Origin of the sequence: Neoroseomonas soli (assembly GCF_018129065.1) — a bacterium.
GTDB classification, from domain to species: domain Bacteria; phylum Pseudomonadota; class Alphaproteobacteria; order Acetobacterales; family Acetobacteraceae; genus Neoroseomonas; species Neoroseomonas soli.
This window is the reverse complement of sequence record NZ_JAAEDM010000005.1, coordinates 1-17,205: the sequence shown is the minus strand read 5'-3', so window position 1 is coordinate 17,205 and position 17,205 is coordinate 1. Positions and strand designations below refer to the sequence as shown.

Below are 17,205 nucleotides of genomic sequence, written 5' to 3'. Positions count from 1 at the left end.
CCGCGCGCCTCGCGGCGTGGCGACCGAGCCCCGCGCGCCTCGCGGCGCGACGATCCGTGTCGGCGCCTCCCCCGGGGAAGTGCGCACGGCGCTGCTGCTGGACGGCGTGCTGACCGAGGCCTGGGTCGAGCGCCCCGCGCGCCCGGACGGCGTCGGCGACCTGCATCGTGGCCGCGTCTCGGCGGTGGCAGCGCCCATGGCCGGCGCCTTCGTGGCGCTGCCCGGTGGCGAGACCGGTTTCCTGCCCGAAAGCGAAGCCAGCACCACCCGTCGCCCCATCGCCGAGGCGGTCTCCGAGGGCATGATCCTGCCGCTGCGGATCACCCGCGCCGCCCAGGGCGGCAAGGGGCCGCGCGTCTCGGCCCGGCTGACGGATGCCGACGCGGCGCGAATCGCCGCAGCGCCCGAGGGCGCGCCGCGCCTCGTCGCCCGCGGACCGGATGCGCCGCTGCGACTCGCGGCCCGCCACCCCTCCGCCGCCATCGAGGTCGATTCGGCAGCCCTCGCCGCCCGCCTGCGCGGGGTGCTCGGCGCACGGGTCCGGCTGCTGACCACGCCCGCCTTCGACGATTCGCTCGAGGAGGAGTTCGATCTCCTCGCCGGGCCGGAGGTGCCGCTGCCCGGCGGTGGGCGGCTGCTGATCCACCCGACTCCGGCGCTCACCGCGATCGACATGGATGCCGGCAGTGCCGCCGGAGCGCGCGGCACCAATGCCGTGGCGGCGCTGAACCGGGATGCGCTGCCGGAACTCGCCCGCCAGATCCGCCTGCGGAACCTCGCCGGGGCCATCCTGGTGGATTTCGCCGGCATGTCGCCCAAGCGCCGCGCCGCGCTGGCCGAACCGCTGCGCGCCGCCCTGGCGCCGGACCGCCTGGCGCGGCTGGTGGGCTTCACCGGGCTCGGCCTCGCCGAGATCGTGCGCGACCGCATCCACCCGCCCCTGCATGAGGTGCTGGGCTGGCCGCCCTCCCCGCTCACGCGCGGCCTTGCGGCTCTGCGGCAGGCAGCGCGGGAAGCCGCGGCGCGGCCAGGACAGCGATTCGCACTGCGCGCCGCGCCCCCCGTGCTGTCTGCGCTGCAGGCCCTGCCCGGCGCGCTGGAGGAATTCGCGGCCGCCGCCGGGCACGCCCTGGCGCTGACCCCGGACCCGCTCGCCGTCACGCCGCAGATCGAGGAGGCCAGAGATGGCGCATGATCCCCGCCGCCCCCGCCCCGCATCCCGCTGCCCCGTCTGCGGCCGGGCGGCGAGCGCGGAGGCCCGCCCCTTCTGTTCCCCGCGCTGCGCACAGGTCGATCTCGGCCGCTGGCTCGGCGGAACCTATGCGATTCCTGGCGAACCCGAGGACGCGATGAACCGCGACGACGAAACCGCCTGACCCCCGCTGGACAGGCGGCGCGGCCTCCGCTATTTCCCGCGGCCTCGCCGGGTTCCATCAGGAACCTCGCTGGGCCCAGGTAGCTCAGTTGGTAGAGCATGCGACTGAAAATCGCAGTGTCGCTGGTTCGATTCCGGCCCTGGGCACCATCTTTCTCCTAAGCCCCTGATCGGGCGGAAATCCTCGGAAATCAGACTGATCGGCGCTCCTCGTTGGTACAAACGGGGGGTACAGTGGTCCTTGCGATGAGCCGTCCGTTCAAGCACCCCGTCACGGGTGTCTATTATTTCCGCAAGGCCGTTCCCGACGATCTCCGAGAGGCCATCGGGAAGCGTGAGGTGAAGGTCTCGCTGAAGACCAAGCACCCCACCGAGGCGCGCAGCGCATACGCGAAGGTCGCGGCCGAGGTAGCGAACCACTGGAAGGTTCTTCGGTCCAAGCCTGAGCCGCTGACGCACAAGCAGATCATTGCCCTGGCAGGGCTAGCCTATGCCGACTTGGTTGCCGTAGCCGGTGACGAGCCGAACACGCCGACAATGTGGGAGCACGTGCTCAGGCTCCACCGTGAAGCCGCCGCAGCGGGTAAGCTGGAACAGTGGGTCGGTCCTGTGGTGGACCAAGTCCTGATGCGAGCAGGCGTGAAGGCTGACGATCGCAGCAGGGCTCGCTTGATCGAAGCGGTGGACCGGGCGCTCACCCAGGCAGCGGAGTACCTGAAGCGCCTCGCGGAAGGCGACTATCGCCCTGACCCCAACGCCAACCGATTTCCCGAGTGGTCCGCCCCGCAACCCGCAGTGGCGGCCGAGGAGCCAAGCGGCTCCAAAGGTTCCATCACCGGCCTGCTTGAAGATTGGTGGAACGAACGGAAGGCGACGGACCTCGCTCCCGCCACATACGAGAGCTATCGGGCCACCATTCGCAGGTTCGTCCGCTTCATCGGCCATGACGATCTTGCACGTGTCACCGCCGACGATGTGCTGGCCTACAAGGACAAGCGCCTTCAGGAAGTGAACCCTCGGACGGGAAAGCCGGTCTCCGCGAAGACCGTGAAGGACAGTGACCTTTCCGGGCTGAAGTCCGTCTTCAACTGGGCCGTCACAAACCGGAGGATGATCTCCAACCCGGCTGCGAACATCACGATCAAGATCGGCAAAAAGCCGAAGCTGCGTAGCCGGGGGCTGAGCGATGATGAGGCCACGTCGCTGCTACGTGCAGCTTGGCACCTGAAGCAGTCCGGTGAGCGGATGCAGACCTACCAAGCGAAGCGGTGGGTTCCCTGGTTGTGCGCCTACACAGGTGCGCGCGTGGGTGAGATGGCCCAGCTTCGCAAGCAGGATGTACGGCAGGAAGGCGATCACTGGGTCATCAAGATCACGCCCGAGGCCGGTCGGGTGAAGAACAAGGAAGCCAGGGACGTGGTGCTTCACCAGCACATCGTTGACCTCGGCTTCCCTGAGTTCGTTGGTGCTGCACCGGCCGGTCATCTGTTCCTCAAGCCAGCAGCGGACGGAGATGTTCGCGGCCCCTGGCGTGGCTTGAAGAACCGAGTGACGGAGTTCGTGCGTACGGTTGTGACCGACCCGAATGTGCAGCCGAACCACGGCTGGCGACACCGCTTCAAGACCGTGGCTCGGGAGGTCGGCATCCCTCACGATGTGATGGACGCCATCGTTGGGCATGAGCCCGGTACAGTTGGTGCCGACTACGGCGAGTTCAGCCCCGTAGCGCAGGCCAGAGCGATGGCCCTGTTCCCTCGCTACGACATAGGCTTGGCATAGCGGCGCATCGCGTAGGAGGGACCGTAGCGGCCCCTCCCCGGCTTCCTGATTACGAAGCGTTCGCAGGCCGCCAATCGAACGTCTGAAACTGCCTGGACAGGTAGAACTCGAACAGCTTCCCGACCCTGACGTAGATCGTCGGGGCGAACAGATAGACTTCCAGTTCAAAACTACGCGTCTTGATGGTCATGCTGTGTCAGTTCCTTCCAACGGCGCTGCTAGTGTGACAGCGACGGGGGCGAAGAAATCACAGCCGAAATCAGTAATCCAGAACCTCGCCGGGTTGGTCGCGAGGGTGGATAGCTGAAGATTTTCAGGGCTCCCTGGGGCCGTCCTTGTGCGTTCCCGCTACCCTCCGGTCCCAGGGAAGCCGCAAAGCCGCCCAGTAACTCTCCCAGGCGGTTCTATGGTGGTTCTGTCACGCCATCGCTGCCTATCGCTTGGCGTGCTTCTCCCGCGCTCGACATACCAGCGCATCAGCGCGCTCGTTCATCGGGTCGCCTGCATGTGCCCGCACCCATCGCCATTCCAGCTGATGACGTTCCGCCGCCGATAGCAGCCGCTGCCAGAGGTCCAGGTTCTTCACCGGCTTGCCTGCGGCTGTGCACCATCCTCGCGCCTGCCAGTCCGCAACGCGACCCGTCATGCCACGGCAGACGTATTCACTATCACTGTGAACGATGACACGGCGCGGTCCCGACAAGCCTTCCAGGGCCATGATGGCGGCGAGTAGTTCCATCTGGTTGTTGGTGGTGTCGGGCACGGCGCCTGACCGTTCCTTCGTGCCCCCGGCACTGTTCCGAAGGACATAGGCCCATCCGCCTGGGCCGGGGTTCGGGCTGCATCCTCCATCCGTCCAAGCTTCGATGGTTGGCATCTCTGGCGCATCAGGCGCGACAACGTCCGCTGACTGGGACATGTCAGCCTCCATAGATCGAGTTAGAGGCGCTGCGCCTAGTGCGGAGGGACGGGTGTCGCGGAAGGTATCGTTCCCGCTCAACACGATCAGCCAGGGCATCAACGGCCAGGGCGATGAGGACGGATGCACTGGGACGTGCGCCAAGGACACCTTCGTACCGCGAGGCGATGATGTTCAGGCGGTGCTTGTCGGACGAGGAGAGACGGACACGCAGGGCGAGCTTCCGCTCCCCCGGCTTGAGGTAGACGGTGGACATTGCTGATGGACTTTCGGTTATCGGTGATGGTGGTGATGCGCATGGCGCGGTCAGCCCTGCGCGAAATGTGGACTGCACGGGGCTTCGCGCTGGCGCTGCGAAGGTCAGTTCGCTGAAAGCCTTGTCTTAACTGGCTTTCCGCCCGGTCCTGTCACGATGTTACACCCGCCAGGGACCGGGTTTTGTTGCCCCGAGGGCATGGAATGATACAGGCGCCACTCAAACCCCCGGAATACCTGAGGCTCCCAGGCGTCCCAGCCTGCTTCCTCAGAAGTCCGGGGACATCTCAGGCAGCGTCCACGGCCCTACCTCGCGAACGATCTTCAATCCGTCTTCGATGGCCGCGATCAGGCGCCCCCGAAGCTCCGGGTCTCGTATGGCCCTGCCGGTGATCTGCACCTGGGCGACCGCCTTCATCGCGTCCGTGAAGTGCACCTGCTGCTGGCTCTCCGGGGCAGGAGGTTCGTTCGAGGTTGGCCCAGGCCCGCCACCGTATTCCTTCGACAGCTTCGGGAAGTCCTTCTTCATCCATCGATGGATGGACATGTGAGTGGCGGCGCCACTCAGGGCCTTCGCAATGTCGCGCAAGGACATCAGGCGCCTGCGGCCCTTCAGCACGTGCTTGCGTGCCCGGATGAAGGCCCGGAATGCCTCGCGGGCCTCTCGCGGCTTTAGCGGCAATCCGTGCTCAAGGTTCGCCTGTGCTGCGAGCCATCGGGCTTCCGAGGCTGGCGCGGTGACGATGACAGCCATCACCGTGCTGCGGCCTATACTCACATGCGCGGCAACGCGGTGGTGTCCGTCCACAAGGACCGGCACGCCGTCCACGATGGCCACACGGACAGGCGGCATCTCTGCGCCTGAGCGCAGGGCGTTGGCGTATCGACGGACTGCGGCTTCGTCCGTCTTCGCCCTGATCTGGTATCGCTGGTCGCGCAGAAGGTCGGAGATCGAAAGTTCGCGCGTTGCCTCGTCCGCGCCCGAGGGGCTGGCGGTGGTGGCATCGGTCATGTTCGGGTTGTCCTGGGTGTTGATGAGAGAGCGGGGTCGCTCTGGAAGGAAGATGGATGACGGGGCGCCTCTCGCGCGCACGCGCACGCTGGGCCTCTCAGGGCAGCCAAGCGGCTACGGAGATGCCGGTGTCTTCCTACAGTGTGGGGTAGAAGCAGCGACCACCCACCAAGCTACGGCGCTGCTGCTGTCTTCCTACAGTGGGTGGCTATGATGGCGATCTACGCCGCAGCATCCCGCAGGCGCATCACGGTCTGGCGCGACACGCCATGCTGGCGCGCTATCTCCGACACGCTGACATTCTCCGCGAGCAAGGCCCTGATGGCCGCTGCCTTGGCGTCATCGGTCACGCGAGGACGGCCCAGGGTGGTGCCCGCCTGCTTCGCTCTCGCCAGCCCGGCCTTGGTGCGTTCTACGAGGATGTCCCGCTCCATCTCTGCCACGGCAGCCAGCGTGGTCATGACCAGCTTCCCCGCCGTGGAAGTGAGATCGAGGTCGCCAAGCTGAAGGACACGCACCGCACAGCCGAGTTCAGCAAGCCGCCTGATGGTCTGCTGGATGTCCACCGCATCGCGGCCCAGGCGGTCCAGCTTGGTGACGATCAGGCGTTTCGGCCGCTTGGTGCGGGTGATGGCGTCCAGCATGCACCCGAAGTCCGGTCGGTCTGCCGCGCTGGTCTTCCCGCTGATGGTGTCCTGATAGACCGCATCCGGCTCGTATCCAGCGGTGCGCAGTTCAAGAAGCTGGTTGTCGGTCGTCTGCTCGGAGGTGGATACGCGGAGGTAGGCGAAGGTGTGCATGGCGTGGCCCCGGGGTGTCCTATTTCCCCGTCCATAATCATCACCTGTCCTAAAGTCGTCAAGATAGTTTCTGGACACCATCAGACGCCCTTTTCCGCACCTGTCCGTAGACGGTCATTAAAGGACAGGCCGCCAACGCTGGTTCGGCTACTGCCGCTTACCTCGCACCGCACGGCGGCGGCACGCCGGTCTCTCAGGGCAATGTCTGTGCTGCGCGGTTGAGGGAATTGGCCATCGAGGCCCGGGGGCCGCCGCATCTGTTCAGGCGCCGCAAAAGGCGAGAACATGCAGTATCAGGCCCAGTCATGATCAGGCTCAGTCATAACTGTTACGATTGGAAGGATGTCCACATTTTATGCGTCCGATAGAGCATGCAGCCACAGGCGCGGCCGTGACTGCGACCCTGCTGCGTATGGCCACCGAGACGCCGGGCGCCGCCTTCGCATTCGCTAGTACGCTCCGACGAGCGTGCGTCGTCGCTAACAATAAGCGCATCCCGGTGGAACAACGACTTACCATTCTTGATCAGGGAATTGCCGAGGCTATGCCGGATGCGGGTGCAGACGGCGGGACATCCGTGCTTGCCGTCAGGTTTGCCCGCGCGCTCGTCCTGTCAGAAACAGGTTCGGACATCGGGCACGTAAACATGGCCCGCGCCGTCACCGAGATCTGCAACTTGGCGACGTCTTACAGGGGCGTTGAAGCGCGGGACCATCTGGCACCGAAAGACGAGAGCGCCCGGAGGATACTCGCGAAGCAAGGCCTGACATGCCTCGCCGAAATGGCCGATGCTGTACGCAGAAAAAATGACGAACTTGGCCTTCCGCCGGAAACAGCCACAGCGGATTTGGAGAACTTGTTTGCGCTGATGGACATCCGCGAAGAGGCCTCATCAGGACCATTGTTCAAGCATCTAGCCGACATCGAGCGGGCGCTCGATTTTTATTATTGAACTCCCCGAGAGATCGAGAAATTCTAAAATGGGATTGTTTACAAAAAACAGTATGAACTTGGACGAAATGGCCATACTGGTCAGCTACCTCGTTCGGATGATCATTGGTTATCATCACAAGACCGGCGACTGGCCGCAGGAAGACATCAGAACGGAGTTCACCAATCGCTGGCTTGAGAAGACCGGCCACAGAGCCAGCTTCTGGAAGCTCTCTAAGCTCGCCCTGGTGGCTGACGGCATCGCTCGTACGACGATGGCAAACGTGCCCAGCCTGATGGAGATGATCACCAGCGATCACGTCGCCCGAGACGAATTCGCGGCCGATCTCCTCGCGATGTGCCGTTCGGTGCTCCTTCAGCAGGGCATCACGGCGTGAACCCGCAGGCGCCCTACAGGCCACTCCCCACCCCCCGCAGGCCCGCCACCGGGGGGAGCCGCGCAGCCGCTATCTCGATCCTCAGGGCTTGCACGGCTGCCAAAAAAAATTTCTGGCCTGAACATCGCGGCGCTTGCGTGCCGCGCGGCTCATAGCGCCGTAGCAGGCGTGCCCCTGTGTGTAGATGAGACGGGTCCGCCTCGGGTGACCGCAATAGCGCCCGTTGCCGCAAGGCCATTCGACTGGTACAAGACGCCGGTATGGGGTGCCACTCAGTCGATTGATTTATAAGGGTTTCTATAGACAGATGGCTTAGTCCGGCCCTGGGCACCACTTTCTCCCGCAGGCGGCCGCCACGCCGACCCTGCCTGCCGGCGCGCTTCGCGGATGCCCCACTCATCCGCGCCATCCTCCCTCCCCACGCCGAATCCGCTTCCGGGCATCCGCGCCACGGCATAGCGTTGTTCCAGGGACGTTCGGGCTTCACGCGGAACGGCATGAGGGGGGCGGCTGGTGGCCTATGCGCTGCAGCAGCTGATCAACGGGATCAGCCTGGGGATGATCTATGGGTTGATCGCCGTGGGCTACACGATGGTCTACGGCATCATCGGCATGATCAACTTCGCCCATGGCGACGTCTTCATGATCGGCGCCTTCGTCGCGCTGATCTCGCTGGTGATGCTGGTCTCGGGCGGGATCATGGACGGGCCGGCGGCGATCCTGATCGTGCTGCTCGTCTCGATGTGCGTCACCGCGCTCTACGGCTGGACCGTGGAGCGCATCGCCTACCGCCCGCTGCGCGGATCCTTCCGCCTGGCGCCACTGATCTCGGCGATCGGCATGTCCATCGTACTGCAGAACTACATGCAGGTGGCCCAGGGCGCGCGGGTGAAGCCGATCAATCCCGTCCTGCCCGGCGGCGTGACGGTGCTCGAGGCCGACGCCTTCGTCGTCCAGTTCTCCTACATGCAGATGCTCATCATCGCGGTGACGCTCGCGGTGCTCGCGATCTTCACCTGGCTCGTCACCAGGACGCCGCTCGGCCGCGCCATGCGCGCCTGCGAGCAGGACAGGAAGATGGCGAGCCTGCTCGGCATCGACACTGACCGCACCATCAGCCTGACCTTCGTCATCGGCGCGGCGCTCGCGGCAGTGGCGGGCACCATGTACCTGCTTCGCTACGGCGTGATCGACTTCTACATCGGCTTCCTCGCCGGCGTGAAAGCCTTCACCGCGGCGGTGCTCGGCGGCATCGGTTCCCTGCCCGGCGCGGTGCTGGGCGGGCTGCTGATTGGGCTGATCGAGACCTTCTGGTCGGCCTACTTCAGCGTCCAGTACAAGGATGTCGCGGCCTTCTCGATCCTCGCCATCACGCTGATCTTCATGCCGACCGGGCTGCTCGGCCGGGCGGAGGTTGAGAAGGTATGAGCAGCGCGACCGCCGCCGCCTCCGCGGCGCAGCGCCCTTCGGCCGGTGCGGCGGCGTTGAAGGATGCCGTCCTGACGGCGCTGATCGCGCTCGGCCTCTTCGCCCCCATCGTCGGGCTGCGCACGGATGTTTCCCCGACTGGCGGGTTGATGCTGCGCCAGCGCTGGGGGGACGTCGCGATCCTCGTCGGCCTCGCCTTCGCGGGGCGCCTCGCGCTGCTTGCCTGGCGCGCCATGCGTGACGGGCCGAAGCCGGCCTCCGCGGGCCGCGCGGCGGCGCTGCGGAAGGCCGGGGCCTTCGTCACGCCGGTGATGCTCGTCCTCGCCGTCGCGCTGCCCTTCGTCCCGGGCACGGGGCGCTACGAACTCGACCTCGGCATCCTGGTGCTGACCTACGTCATGCTCGGCTGGGGGCTGAACATCGTGGTCGGGCTCGCGGGGCTGCTCGACCTCGGCTACGTCGCCTTCTACGCGGTCGGCGCCTATGCCTATGCGCTGCTGGCGACGACCTTCGGGCTCTCGTTCTGGATCTGCCTGCCGCTCGCCGGCATCCTCGCGGCCTTCTGGGGCGTGCTGCTCGGCTTCCCGGTGCTGCGGCTGCGCGGAGACTACCTGGCGATCGTGACCCTCGCCTTCGGCGAGATCATCCGCATCGTCCTGACCAACTGGGTCAGCCTGACCAACGGGCCCAACGGCATCACCAGCATTCCGCGCCCCACCTTCTTCGGCCTCACCTTCAGCGCCGGCGGCGGTCCCGGCTCCTTCGCCGACTTCTTCGGCATCGAGCCTTCGCCGACCCACCGCGTGGTCTTCCTCTACTACCTGATCCTCGCCCTCGCGCTGCTGACCAACTGGGTCAGCATCCGCCTGCGGCGCCAGCCGCTCGGCCGGGCCTGGGAAGCCCTGCGGGAGGACGAGATCGCCTGCCGGGCGCTGGGCATCAACGTCACCACCACGAAGCTGACGGCCTTCGCGCTGGGGGCGATGTTCGCGGGCTTCGCCGGGTCCTTCTTCGCCACGCGGCAGGGCTTCATCAGCCCGGAATCCTTCACCTTCATCGAGAGCGCGATCATCCTCGCCATCGTCGTGCTCGGCGGCATGGGCAGCCAGATCGGCATCGCCATCGCCGCCCTGGTGATGATCGGCGGGTTCGAGGTGTTCCGCGACCTCGACGAGTACCGCATGCTCGTCTTCGGCGGCGCGATGGTGCTCATCATGGTGGCGCGGCCGCGCGGCCTGGTGGGCAGCCGCACGCCGACCGTCGCCCTCGGGGAACGCAAGACCATCGGGGCGGAGCACGTGGCGGAAGGGCGCGGCTGACCCATGGCCGAACCGATCCTCGAGGCCGGTGCGCTGACCATGCGCTTCGGCGGGCTGACCGCGGTGGACGCCGTCTCCTTCACCGCGATGCGCGGGGACATCACCGCGATCATCGGCCCGAACGGCGCCGGCAAGACGACGATGTTCAACTGCATCACCGGCTTCTACCGCCCGACCGGCGGCGCGCTGCGCCTGTTCCGCGACGGCACGCCGGTGGACCTGCACCGCCTGCCCGGCCACCGCATCGCGCGCGCGGGCGTGGCGCGCACCTTCCAGAACATCCGCCTCTTTCCCGGCATGACGGCGCTCGAGAACCTGCTGGTGGCGCAGCACGTCACGCTGATGGCCGCGACCGGCTTCGGCATCGGCGCGCTGCTGGGCGCGCCCGGCTACCGAAGGGCTGAGAAGGCGGCCATCGCCAAGGCCAGGCACTGGCTGGAGGCGACCGGGCTGGTCGACCGCGCCGACGACCCGGCCGCAGCCCTGCCCTACGGCCAGCAACGGCGGCTCGAGATCGCGCGCGCCATGTGCACCGACCCGCTGCTGCTCTGCCTGGACGAGCCCGCCGCCGGGCTGAACCCCCGCGAATCCGAGGAACTCTCCGCCCTGCTGCGCAGCATCCGCGACGGTGGCTGCTCCCTCCTGCTGATCGAGCACGACATGGGCGTGGTGATGCGCATCTCCGACCGCGTGGTGGTGCTCGACCACGGCAGGAAGATCGCCGACGGCACGCCCGCCGAAGTGCGCGCCGACGCCCGCGTCATCGCCGCCTATCTCGGGGAGGGCGACGAGGAATGAGCGCCCCGATGCTCTCCGTCGACGCCGTCTCCACCGCCTATGGCGCCGTGCAGGCGCTGCGCGACGTCTCCATCGAGGTCGCCAGGGGCGAGATCGTGACCCTGGTCGGCGCCAACGGCGCGGGCAAGTCCACCCTGCTGATGACGATCTGCGGCGACCCGCGCGCCCGTGCCGGCCGCGTGACGTTCGAAGGCCGCGACATCACGCATATGCCGACGCATGAGATCATGCGCCTCGGCCTCGCGCAGGTGCCGGAGGGGCGGCGCGTCTTCCCGCGCATGTCGGTGATGGAAAACCTGCTGATGGGCGCGCAGGTGGCCGGCCACGACCCGGCGCCGCTGCTCGGCCAGGTCTTCGACCTGTTCCCGCGCCTGAAGGAGCGCGAGGCCCAGCGCGGCGGCACGCTCTCGGGCGGCGAGCAGCAGATGCTTGCCATCGGCCGCGCCTTGATGTCCAAGCCCCGTTTGCTGCTGCTGGACGAGCCCTCGCTCGGCCTGGCACCGCTGATCGTGCGGCAGATCTTCGCCGCCATCCGCGACCTGAACGAGAGGGAAGGACTGACTGTGCTGCTGGTGGAGCAGAACGCCAACCAGGCGCTGCGCCTCGCGCATCGGGGCTACGTGCTGGTGAACGGGCGCATCACCCTGCGCGGCACCGGGCGCGAGCTGCTGGCGATGCCGGAGGTGCGCGACGCCTATCTCGGCGGCGGCCACTGACATGCTGCGCCTGACGGAACTGAAGCTGCCCCTCGACCACCCGGAGGGCGCCATCGAGGCGGCGGTGCGCGAGCGGCTCGGCCTGCGGGACGGCGAGTTGCGCAGCCTGCACGTCGCCCGCCGTGCCTGGGATGCGCGGAAGCGGTCCGACATCTTCCTCGTCTATTCCGTGGACATCGAGGTGGCGGACGAGGCCGCCCTGCTGCGCCGCGCCGCGCGCGACCGCACCTTGGCCCGCACCCTCGGCCCGACGCCGGACACCGCTTACCGCCACGTCGCGCAGGCGCCGGCGATGGGTTGGAAGCGCCCGGTCGTCATCGGCACCGGCCCCTGCGGGTTGTTTGCGGGCCTGATCCTCGCCGAGATGGGCTTCCGCCCGATCATCCTCGACCGCGGCAAGGTGGTGCGGGAACGCACCAAGGACACCTGGGGCCTGTGGCGCCGCTCCGTCCTGACGCCCGAGAGCAACGTCCAGTTCGGCGAGGGCGGTGCGGGCACCTTCTCCGACGGCAAGCTCTATTCCGGCATCAAGGCGCCGGAAGCCCTATCCCGCAAAGTGCTGGAGGAATTCGTCGCCGCCGGCGCGCCGGAGGAGATCCTCTTCGTCGCCAAGCCCCATATCGGCACCTTCCGGTTGGTGACGATGGTGGAAAGCCTGCGCGAGAAGATCACCGGCCTCGGCGGCGAATACCGCTTCCAGACCAAGGTGACGGATTTCGTCATCGAGACCGGCCGCGACGGCGCCCGCCGCATTCGCGGCGTCGTCACCGAGGCCGGCGAGACCATCGAGACCGACCATGTCGTGCTCGCCATCGGCCATTCCTCGCGCGACACCTTCCAGGTGCTTTTCGACCGCGGCGTCCATGTCGAGGCCAAGCCGTTCTCGATCGGCGTCCGCATCGAACACCCGCAATCGATCATCGACCGCGCCCGTTTCGGCGATTTCGCGGGCAACAGGATCCTCGGCGCGGCCGACTACAAGCTGGTGCACCACTGCGGGAACGGGCGCTCGGTCTATTCCTTCTGCATGTGCCCCGGCGGCACGGTGGTCGCCGCGACCTCCGAACCCGGCCGTGTCGTCACCAACGGCATGAGCCAGTATTCGCGCGCCGAGCGGAATGCCAATTCCGGCATCGTCGTCGGCGTCACGCCGGAACAGGACTACCCCGGCGATCCGCTCGCCGGCATCGCCTTCCAGCGGCACTGGGAGGAACGCGCCTTCGTGGCCGGCGGCGGCGACTACCGCGCGCCGGCGCAACTGGTGGGGGATTTCGTGACAGGGCGGCCATCCACGCATCTCGGCGCCGTCAGCCCGTCCTACAGGCCGGGGGTGACGCCGACCGACCTCTCCCTCTGCCTGCCGGATTTCGTCGTCGCCGCGATCCGCGAGGCGCTGCCCGCCTTCGGCCGCCAGCTCCGTGGCTACGACATGGCGGATGCGGTGATGACCGGCGTGGAGACGCGCACCTCCTCCCCCGTGCGCATCCGGCGCGATGCGGCCTTCCGCAGCGTGAACACGCTCGGGCTCTATCCGGCTGGCGAAGGCGCGGGCTACGCGGGCGGCATCTTCTCCGCCGGCGTGGACGGCATCCGCGTGGCGGAGGCGATGGGGCGCGACATGGCGGGGCTCGCGGCGGCGGCGTGACCCACTTCGACATTGTCGTCATCGGCGCCGGCGCGGCGGGGATGTTCGCCGCCATGCGCGCCGGCCAACGCGGGCGGCGCGTGCTGCTGCTCGACCACGCAGAGGAGCCGGGGAAGAAGATCCTCATCTCCGGCGGCGGGCGCTGCAACTTCACCAATCTCGGCTGCGCGCCGGACCGCTTCCTGTCGGGGAACCGGCATTTCGCGCGCTCGGCGCTGGCCCGATACACGCAGCACGACTTCATCGCGCTGGTGCGGAAGCACCGCATCGCCTTCCATGAAAAGACGCTCGGGCAGTTGTTCTGCGACGGCTCCGCGCGGCAGGTCGTCGCCATGCTGCTGGCGGAATGCGGGGCGGCCGGCGTGGACCTCCGCCTGCGCCACCGCGTCACCGAGATCTCGCGCAGCGACCGCTTCACCATCGCCACCGACCACGGCGCCTTCACCGCGGACAGCCTGGTTCTCGCGACCGGCGGCCTGTCGATCCCGAAGATGGGCGCCACCGGCTTCACGCACGACATTGCACGCCGCTTCGGCCTGCCGCTGGCCGAGCCTCGCCCCGGCCTGGTGCCGCTGACCTTCGCGGGAGAGGCGCTGGACCTCATGCGCCCGCTCGCGGGCGTCGCGCTGCCGGTTATCGCCCGCTGCGGCAAGGCCGCCTTCCCGGAGGCGATGCTCTTTACCCATCGCGGGCTTTCCGGGCCCGCGGTGCTGCAGGTCTCCTCCTACTGGCGGGAGGGCGAGGCCATCACCCTCGACCTGCTGCCCGACCGGGACGCGGCCGCGTTGCTGCTCGCCGCCAAGCGCACGCGGCCGAAGGCGGAGGGGCGCACCATCCTCGCCGACCTGCTGCCGCAGCGCCTCGCGCAGTCGCTCGCCGCGCTGCATCTCCCGCCGCGCGTGATCGGCGAGACCGGCGACGCCGATCTCCGCCGCCTCGGCGCGCTGCTCAAGGCCTGGACCCTGACGCCTGCAGGCACGGAGGGCCACGCCAAGGCCGAGGTCACGCTCGGCGGCGTGGACACCGCCGCGCTGTCGTCCCAGACCATGGTGGCGAAGAATGTCCCCGGCCTCTTCGTGATCGGGGAGGCGGTGGACGTCACCGGCTGGCTCGGCGGCTACAATTTCCAGTGGGCCTGGTCGAGTGGCTGGGCCGCGGGCGAGGCCGCTTAGAGCGGTTTCCGTTCGCCAAGCCTCACATTCACCGCTCTGGATCATTGTCCTTGCGAGCATCTTCACCCGATGAGGTGGCTCCACCTGATCGGGATCTGCTCTCGCAAACGCCATCCCGGCATCCCATCCTTCGCCCATGCGCCCGATCCTGGTCCTTGCCGGCCTGACGCTTGCAGCCTGCGCCACCCAGGCCGGCTTCGACGCCCGGATGCAGGGGCTGGTCGGCATGACCGTAGGCGACGCGGTCCAGGCCGTCGGCGTCCCGGACTCGGACTACACCACGCCCGACGGCCGCCGTTTCCTGCAATACGAACGCCTAGGCACCTCCGCGCCGACACCACTGCCCACGATGGGCTTCGGCCTTGGCGGCTTCGGCTGGCGCGGCGGATACGGCACCGGCTGGGGCATCGGCACGGCGTACCCGGCCTATGCCCCGCCGCCGCCCTGCCGCGTCACATTCGAGGTCCGCGACGGGCGCATCGCCTCCTTCACCCGCAGCGGGACGGGCTGCGTGGCGGCGCCGCCCGACCCCTGATCGCCTACCGCTGCACCACAGCGATGGGGAAGGACCGCAAGTCGCGCTGCGCCGCGCGGAACACGGCGTTCTGCTGGTGCCCCTTCTCGCGCGCCAGTTGCGGTACGCGCCGCATCACCCATTCGCCCAGCGCCAGCGCCGTGACGCGCCCTTCCGCATCCACCGCCGCCCGCCCGCGCAGCCCTTCCATCAGCGCATAGGCGAAGACGCCGTTGCGGTCGTCGTAGGAATCCAGCGCCTCCTGCACCGAGGACGACGCCGCCAGCAGGAAGCGCCCGGTGTCGTTGCCGATGGCGGCGAGCTGGTCGATGTCGATCTGCCCCGCATAGCAGGTGTCGATCAGAATGAAGGCGTCGCGCGCGCGGATGCGTGCCAGGGCGGCGACCAGCGTCGCATCGTCGATGGTCTGGGAGCGCAGCACCGCCATGCTCGATGTGTCGCGCACATCCGACGGCAGGAACAGGAAGCGGTTCCCCGGCTGCGACACGATGCCGTGGCCCGCGATGTAGAGGATGAAGGTGTCCCCGGGCGCCGTGTCGCGCGCCACGGCGGCGAGCGCATCCAGCACGCCGCGCCGCGTCGCCCGCGCGCTCGGCAGGACGCGCAGGTCGACGTCGCGGAACAGGCCGTCGCCATGCGCGCGCAACGCATCGCCCACCGACCGCGCATCCGGCTCCGCGAAGCGCAGGTTGAGGTCCGGCTGCGCGTATTCGTTCACCCCGATCGCCAGCACCACCAGGCGGCCGGCGGTGGGCGGCGCCTCCGGCTCGCCAGGGCGGCGCAGCAGCAGCGCCGGGCCTTCGGCGAAGAGCGAACCGTCGCTGCCATAGAGCCGCGTCACCAGGCGGTTGGTGCCGGGGTCGAGCGGCACCTCGACGCTCGCCTCGCCCACCGCGGGCTCGGCGCGCGCGGCGATGCGGTCGTTCACCAGCACGTCGAGCGGCCCGAGGCCGAGGCCGCGATCCGTCGCCGTGAAGGTCATGCGCAGGGCGGAGGCACCCTCCGGCAGCGCGCGCGCATCCCAGGCGAGGTTGCGGCACTCCGCGCCGACCACGGCGCAGAGCGTGCCGGGGGCGAGGCTCGGCAGCCGGCCAATCCGGTTGCGCACCTCGCCAAGCTGGGCCAGGCGTTCCTGCGCCGGGCCGTAGTCGCCGGCGATCCTGCCGCGCACCGCGCGCGGCGCGTAGAGCGCGCGATACGCCTGCTGGAAGGACGCCCATTCCGGCGTCTGGTTGCGCGCCCCGTTCAGGTGGACGCCGACGAGTTCCTGCCCGCCATTGGGCGCGTGGTCGAACAGCCCCTCGGGCGTCCAGAGCACCCAGCGCAGCGTCTCGGCATGGACGAAGAGCGCGGCCTGCTCGCGCAGCGCGCCGGCCTCGAAGCGATACCAGCGGATGGTGCCGTCGCCGAGCGCGGCGACGCCCATGTCGCCCGCCACCGCAACGCCCCAGACCGCGCCCGGCGTGGCGATGGAATCCACCAGCCGCCCCTGCGCGTCGAACAGCCGCAGATGCGTGTCGGTGCCGAGGAGGAATCCGTCCTCCCGCACCAGGATGGCGAGGCTGCGGGAGAACTCGCCCTCCCCCAGCCGCAGCGGCATGTTGCCCAGGCGCGGGCGGTTCGACCCCTGCCAGTCGAGCACGCGGATGCGCGCCGTCTCCGTCCGCGCCGGGGAGAAGCCGGCCTCCCCCGTCCAGGCCGAAAGGTTTCCGGTCAGCGGATCGAAGACCAGCGGCTGGCCGCCGGCGCGCAGGGTGAATCGCACCTGCGTCCCGTCGGCCGAGAGCGCGAGCGTCACGCCGGTGTTGCGGAAATCCCCGCCCGGCGGCCGGGGCGCGATGGCGAGCGCACCATCCGGCGCGATCCGCCCCCAGCCCGGATCGGCCGCCGCATAGACCAGCCCGCCCTGCGGCAGCGGCAGCAGGTGGGATATCGCGTCCCGCGCCGCCGGGATGTCGGCGGCGGTCCCGAAGCCGAAATCGCCCCAGCGGCGGATGACGAATTCGCGCCGCGTCTCCGTCGGCGAGACGGCAGCCGGCAACGGGGTCGGCGCCGGCTGCTGCTCCCGCACCGCCAGGCCGCGCCCACCCGAGGACGTCGCCGCCGAGGAGGCGCCGCCTGCCG

The 17,205-nt window shown here is 68.4% G+C and carries 17 protein-coding genes and 1 tRNA gene; 13 read left to right on the top strand and 5 right to left on the bottom strand.

Annotated features, from left to right (window positions below; translation table 11 throughout):
* Window positions 1-16: 16 nt before the first annotated feature.
* The 4 genes from GXW76_RS03005 (at window position 17) to GXW76_RS02990 (ending at window position 3,154) form a co-directional block, all read left to right on the top strand.
* Window positions 17-1,195: a ribonuclease E/G gene (locus tag GXW76_RS03005; RefSeq protein WP_338150875.1), complete on the top strand. Its 1,179-nt coding sequence runs from the start codon at window positions 17-19 to the stop codon at window positions 1,193-1,195.
* Window positions 1,185-1,376 (top strand): DNA gyrase inhibitor YacG, encoded by a 192-nt coding sequence (gene yacG / locus GXW76_RS03000; RefSeq protein WP_211860508.1) that lies wholly within the window; start codon window positions 1,185-1,187, stop codon window positions 1,374-1,376. The genes GXW76_RS03005 and yacG overlap by 11 nt, the downstream gene beginning before the upstream one ends.
* Window positions 1,377-1,449: 73 nt before the next feature.
* A tRNA-Phe gene (locus GXW76_RS02995) sits at window positions 1,450-1,525 on the top strand.
* Between the two features lie 96 nt (window positions 1,526-1,621).
* Window positions 1,622-3,154: a DUF6538 domain-containing protein gene (locus GXW76_RS02990; protein WP_211860507.1), complete on the top strand. Its 1,533-nt coding sequence runs from the start codon at window positions 1,622-1,624 to the stop codon at window positions 3,152-3,154.
* Window positions 3,155-3,203: 49 nt separating this feature from the next.
* On the opposite strand, the gene GXW76_RS02985 is transcribed toward GXW76_RS02990, so the two are convergent.
* From GXW76_RS02985 to GXW76_RS02970, 4 genes are all read right to left on the bottom strand, one after another.
* On the bottom strand, window positions 3,204-3,344 hold the full coding sequence (locus GXW76_RS02985) for a hypothetical protein (RefSeq protein ID WP_211860506.1): 141 nt from the start codon (window positions 3,342-3,344) through the stop codon (window positions 3,204-3,206).
* A gap of 243 nt (window positions 3,345-3,587) precedes the next feature.
* Window positions 3,588-4,031, bottom strand: a complete 444-nt coding sequence (rnhA, locus tag GXW76_RS02980) for a ribonuclease HI (protein ID WP_246513875.1) — start codon at window positions 4,029-4,031, stop codon at window positions 3,588-3,590.
* Between the two features lie 565 nt (window positions 4,032-4,596).
* On the bottom strand, window positions 4,597-5,340 hold the full coding sequence (locus tag GXW76_RS02975) for a ParB/RepB/Spo0J family partition protein (RefSeq protein WP_211860505.1): 744 nt from the start codon (window positions 5,338-5,340) through the stop codon (window positions 4,597-4,599).
* 221 nt (window positions 5,341-5,561) lie between these two features.
* On the bottom strand, window positions 5,562-6,140 hold the full coding sequence (locus tag GXW76_RS02970) for a recombinase family protein (RefSeq protein WP_211860504.1): 579 nt from the start codon (window positions 6,138-6,140) through the stop codon (window positions 5,562-5,564).
* A 391-nt stretch (window positions 6,141-6,531) separates the two neighbouring features.
* Here GXW76_RS02970 and GXW76_RS02965 point away from each other — a divergent pair, with 391 nt between their 5' ends.
* The 9 genes from GXW76_RS02965 (at window position 6,532) to GXW76_RS02925 (ending at window position 15,081) form a co-directional block, all read left to right on the top strand.
* Window positions 6,532-7,092, top strand: coding sequence for a hypothetical protein (locus GXW76_RS02965; RefSeq protein ID WP_211860503.1), 561 nt, complete (start codon window positions 6,532-6,534; stop codon window positions 7,090-7,092).
* Between the two features lie 67 nt (window positions 7,093-7,159).
* Window positions 7,160-7,468, top strand: coding sequence for a hypothetical protein (locus tag GXW76_RS02960; protein ID WP_211860502.1), 309 nt, complete (start codon window positions 7,160-7,162; stop codon window positions 7,466-7,468).
* A gap of 513 nt (window positions 7,469-7,981) precedes the next feature.
* On the top strand, window positions 7,982-8,896 hold the full coding sequence (locus tag GXW76_RS02955; RefSeq protein WP_211860501.1) for an ABC transporter permease subunit: 915 nt from the start codon (window positions 7,982-7,984) through the stop codon (window positions 8,894-8,896).
* A complete protein-coding gene (livM, locus tag GXW76_RS02950) occupies window positions 8,893-10,215 on the top strand; it encodes a high-affinity branched-chain amino acid ABC transporter permease LivM (RefSeq protein WP_211860500.1) in 1,323 nt (440 codons plus the stop codon). Before GXW76_RS02955 ends, livM begins: the two co-directional genes overlap by 4 nt.
* A 3-nt stretch (window positions 10,216-10,218) precedes the next feature.
* Window positions 10,219-11,013, top strand: a complete 795-nt coding sequence (locus tag GXW76_RS02945; protein ID WP_211860499.1) for an ABC transporter ATP-binding protein — start codon at window positions 10,219-10,221, stop codon at window positions 11,011-11,013.
* Entirely contained in the window at window positions 11,010-11,729 is a 720-nt protein-coding gene (locus GXW76_RS02940) for an ABC transporter ATP-binding protein (protein ID WP_408904299.1), read from the top strand. Before GXW76_RS02945 ends, GXW76_RS02940 begins: the two co-directional genes overlap by 4 nt.
* 1 nt (window position 11,730) lies before the next feature.
* Window positions 11,731-13,374 carry an NAD(P)/FAD-dependent oxidoreductase gene (locus GXW76_RS02935; RefSeq protein WP_211860498.1) on the top strand — a complete coding sequence of 548 codons (1,644 nt, stop codon included), beginning with the start codon at window positions 11,731-11,733 and terminating at the stop codon, window positions 13,372-13,374.
* The gene (locus tag GXW76_RS02930) at window positions 13,371-14,546 is read left to right on the top strand and encodes a BaiN/RdsA family NAD(P)/FAD-dependent oxidoreductase (RefSeq protein ID WP_211860497.1); all 1,176 of its coding nucleotides are present in this window, start codon (window positions 13,371-13,373) and stop codon (window positions 14,544-14,546) included. Before GXW76_RS02935 ends, GXW76_RS02930 begins: the two co-directional genes overlap by 4 nt.
* 136 nt (window positions 14,547-14,682) lie before the next feature.
* On the top strand, window positions 14,683-15,081 hold the full coding sequence (locus GXW76_RS02925; RefSeq protein WP_211860496.1) for a hypothetical protein: 399 nt from the start codon (window positions 14,683-14,685) through the stop codon (window positions 15,079-15,081).
* 4 nt (window positions 15,082-15,085) lie between these two features.
* Here GXW76_RS02925 and GXW76_RS02920 read toward each other — a convergent pair.
* A partial coding sequence (locus GXW76_RS02920) for a caspase family protein (protein WP_211860495.1) occupies window positions 15,086-17,205 on the bottom strand: 2,120 nt, incomplete at its 5' end.

Coding starts and splice junctions, on each gene's coding strand:
- yacG (WP_211860508.1), top strand. CDS start 1,185: ATGGCGCATGATCCCCGCCGCCCCCGCCCCGCATCCCGCTGCCCCGTC.
- GXW76_RS02990 (WP_211860507.1), top strand. CDS start 1,622: ATGAGCCGTCCGTTCAAGCACCCCGTCACGGGTGTCTATTATTTCCGC.
- GXW76_RS02985 (WP_211860506.1), bottom strand. CDS start 3,344: ATGACCATCAAGACGCGTAGTTTTGAACTGGAAGTCTATCTGTTCGCC.
- rnhA (WP_246513875.1), bottom strand. CDS start 4,031: ATGCCAACCATCGAAGCTTGGACGGATGGAGGATGCAGCCCGAACCCC.
- GXW76_RS02975 (WP_211860505.1), bottom strand. CDS start 5,340: ATGACCGATGCCACCACCGCCAGCCCCTCGGGCGCGGACGAGGCAACG.
- GXW76_RS02970 (WP_211860504.1), bottom strand. CDS start 6,140: ATGCACACCTTCGCCTACCTCCGCGTATCCACCTCCGAGCAGACGACC.
- GXW76_RS02960 (WP_211860502.1), top strand. CDS start 7,160: ATGGCCATACTGGTCAGCTACCTCGTTCGGATGATCATTGGTTATCAT.
- livM (WP_211860500.1), top strand. CDS start 8,893: ATGAGCAGCGCGACCGCCGCCGCCTCCGCGGCGCAGCGCCCTTCGGCC.
- GXW76_RS02945 (WP_211860499.1), top strand. CDS start 10,219: ATGGCCGAACCGATCCTCGAGGCCGGTGCGCTGACCATGCGCTTCGGC.
- GXW76_RS02940 (WP_408904299.1), top strand. CDS start 11,010: ATGAGCGCCCCGATGCTCTCCGTCGACGCCGTCTCCACCGCCTATGGC.
- GXW76_RS02935 (WP_211860498.1), top strand. CDS start 11,731: ATGCTGCGCCTGACGGAACTGAAGCTGCCCCTCGACCACCCGGAGGGC.
- GXW76_RS02925 (WP_211860496.1), top strand. CDS start 14,683: ATGCGCCCGATCCTGGTCCTTGCCGGCCTGACGCTTGCAGCCTGCGCC.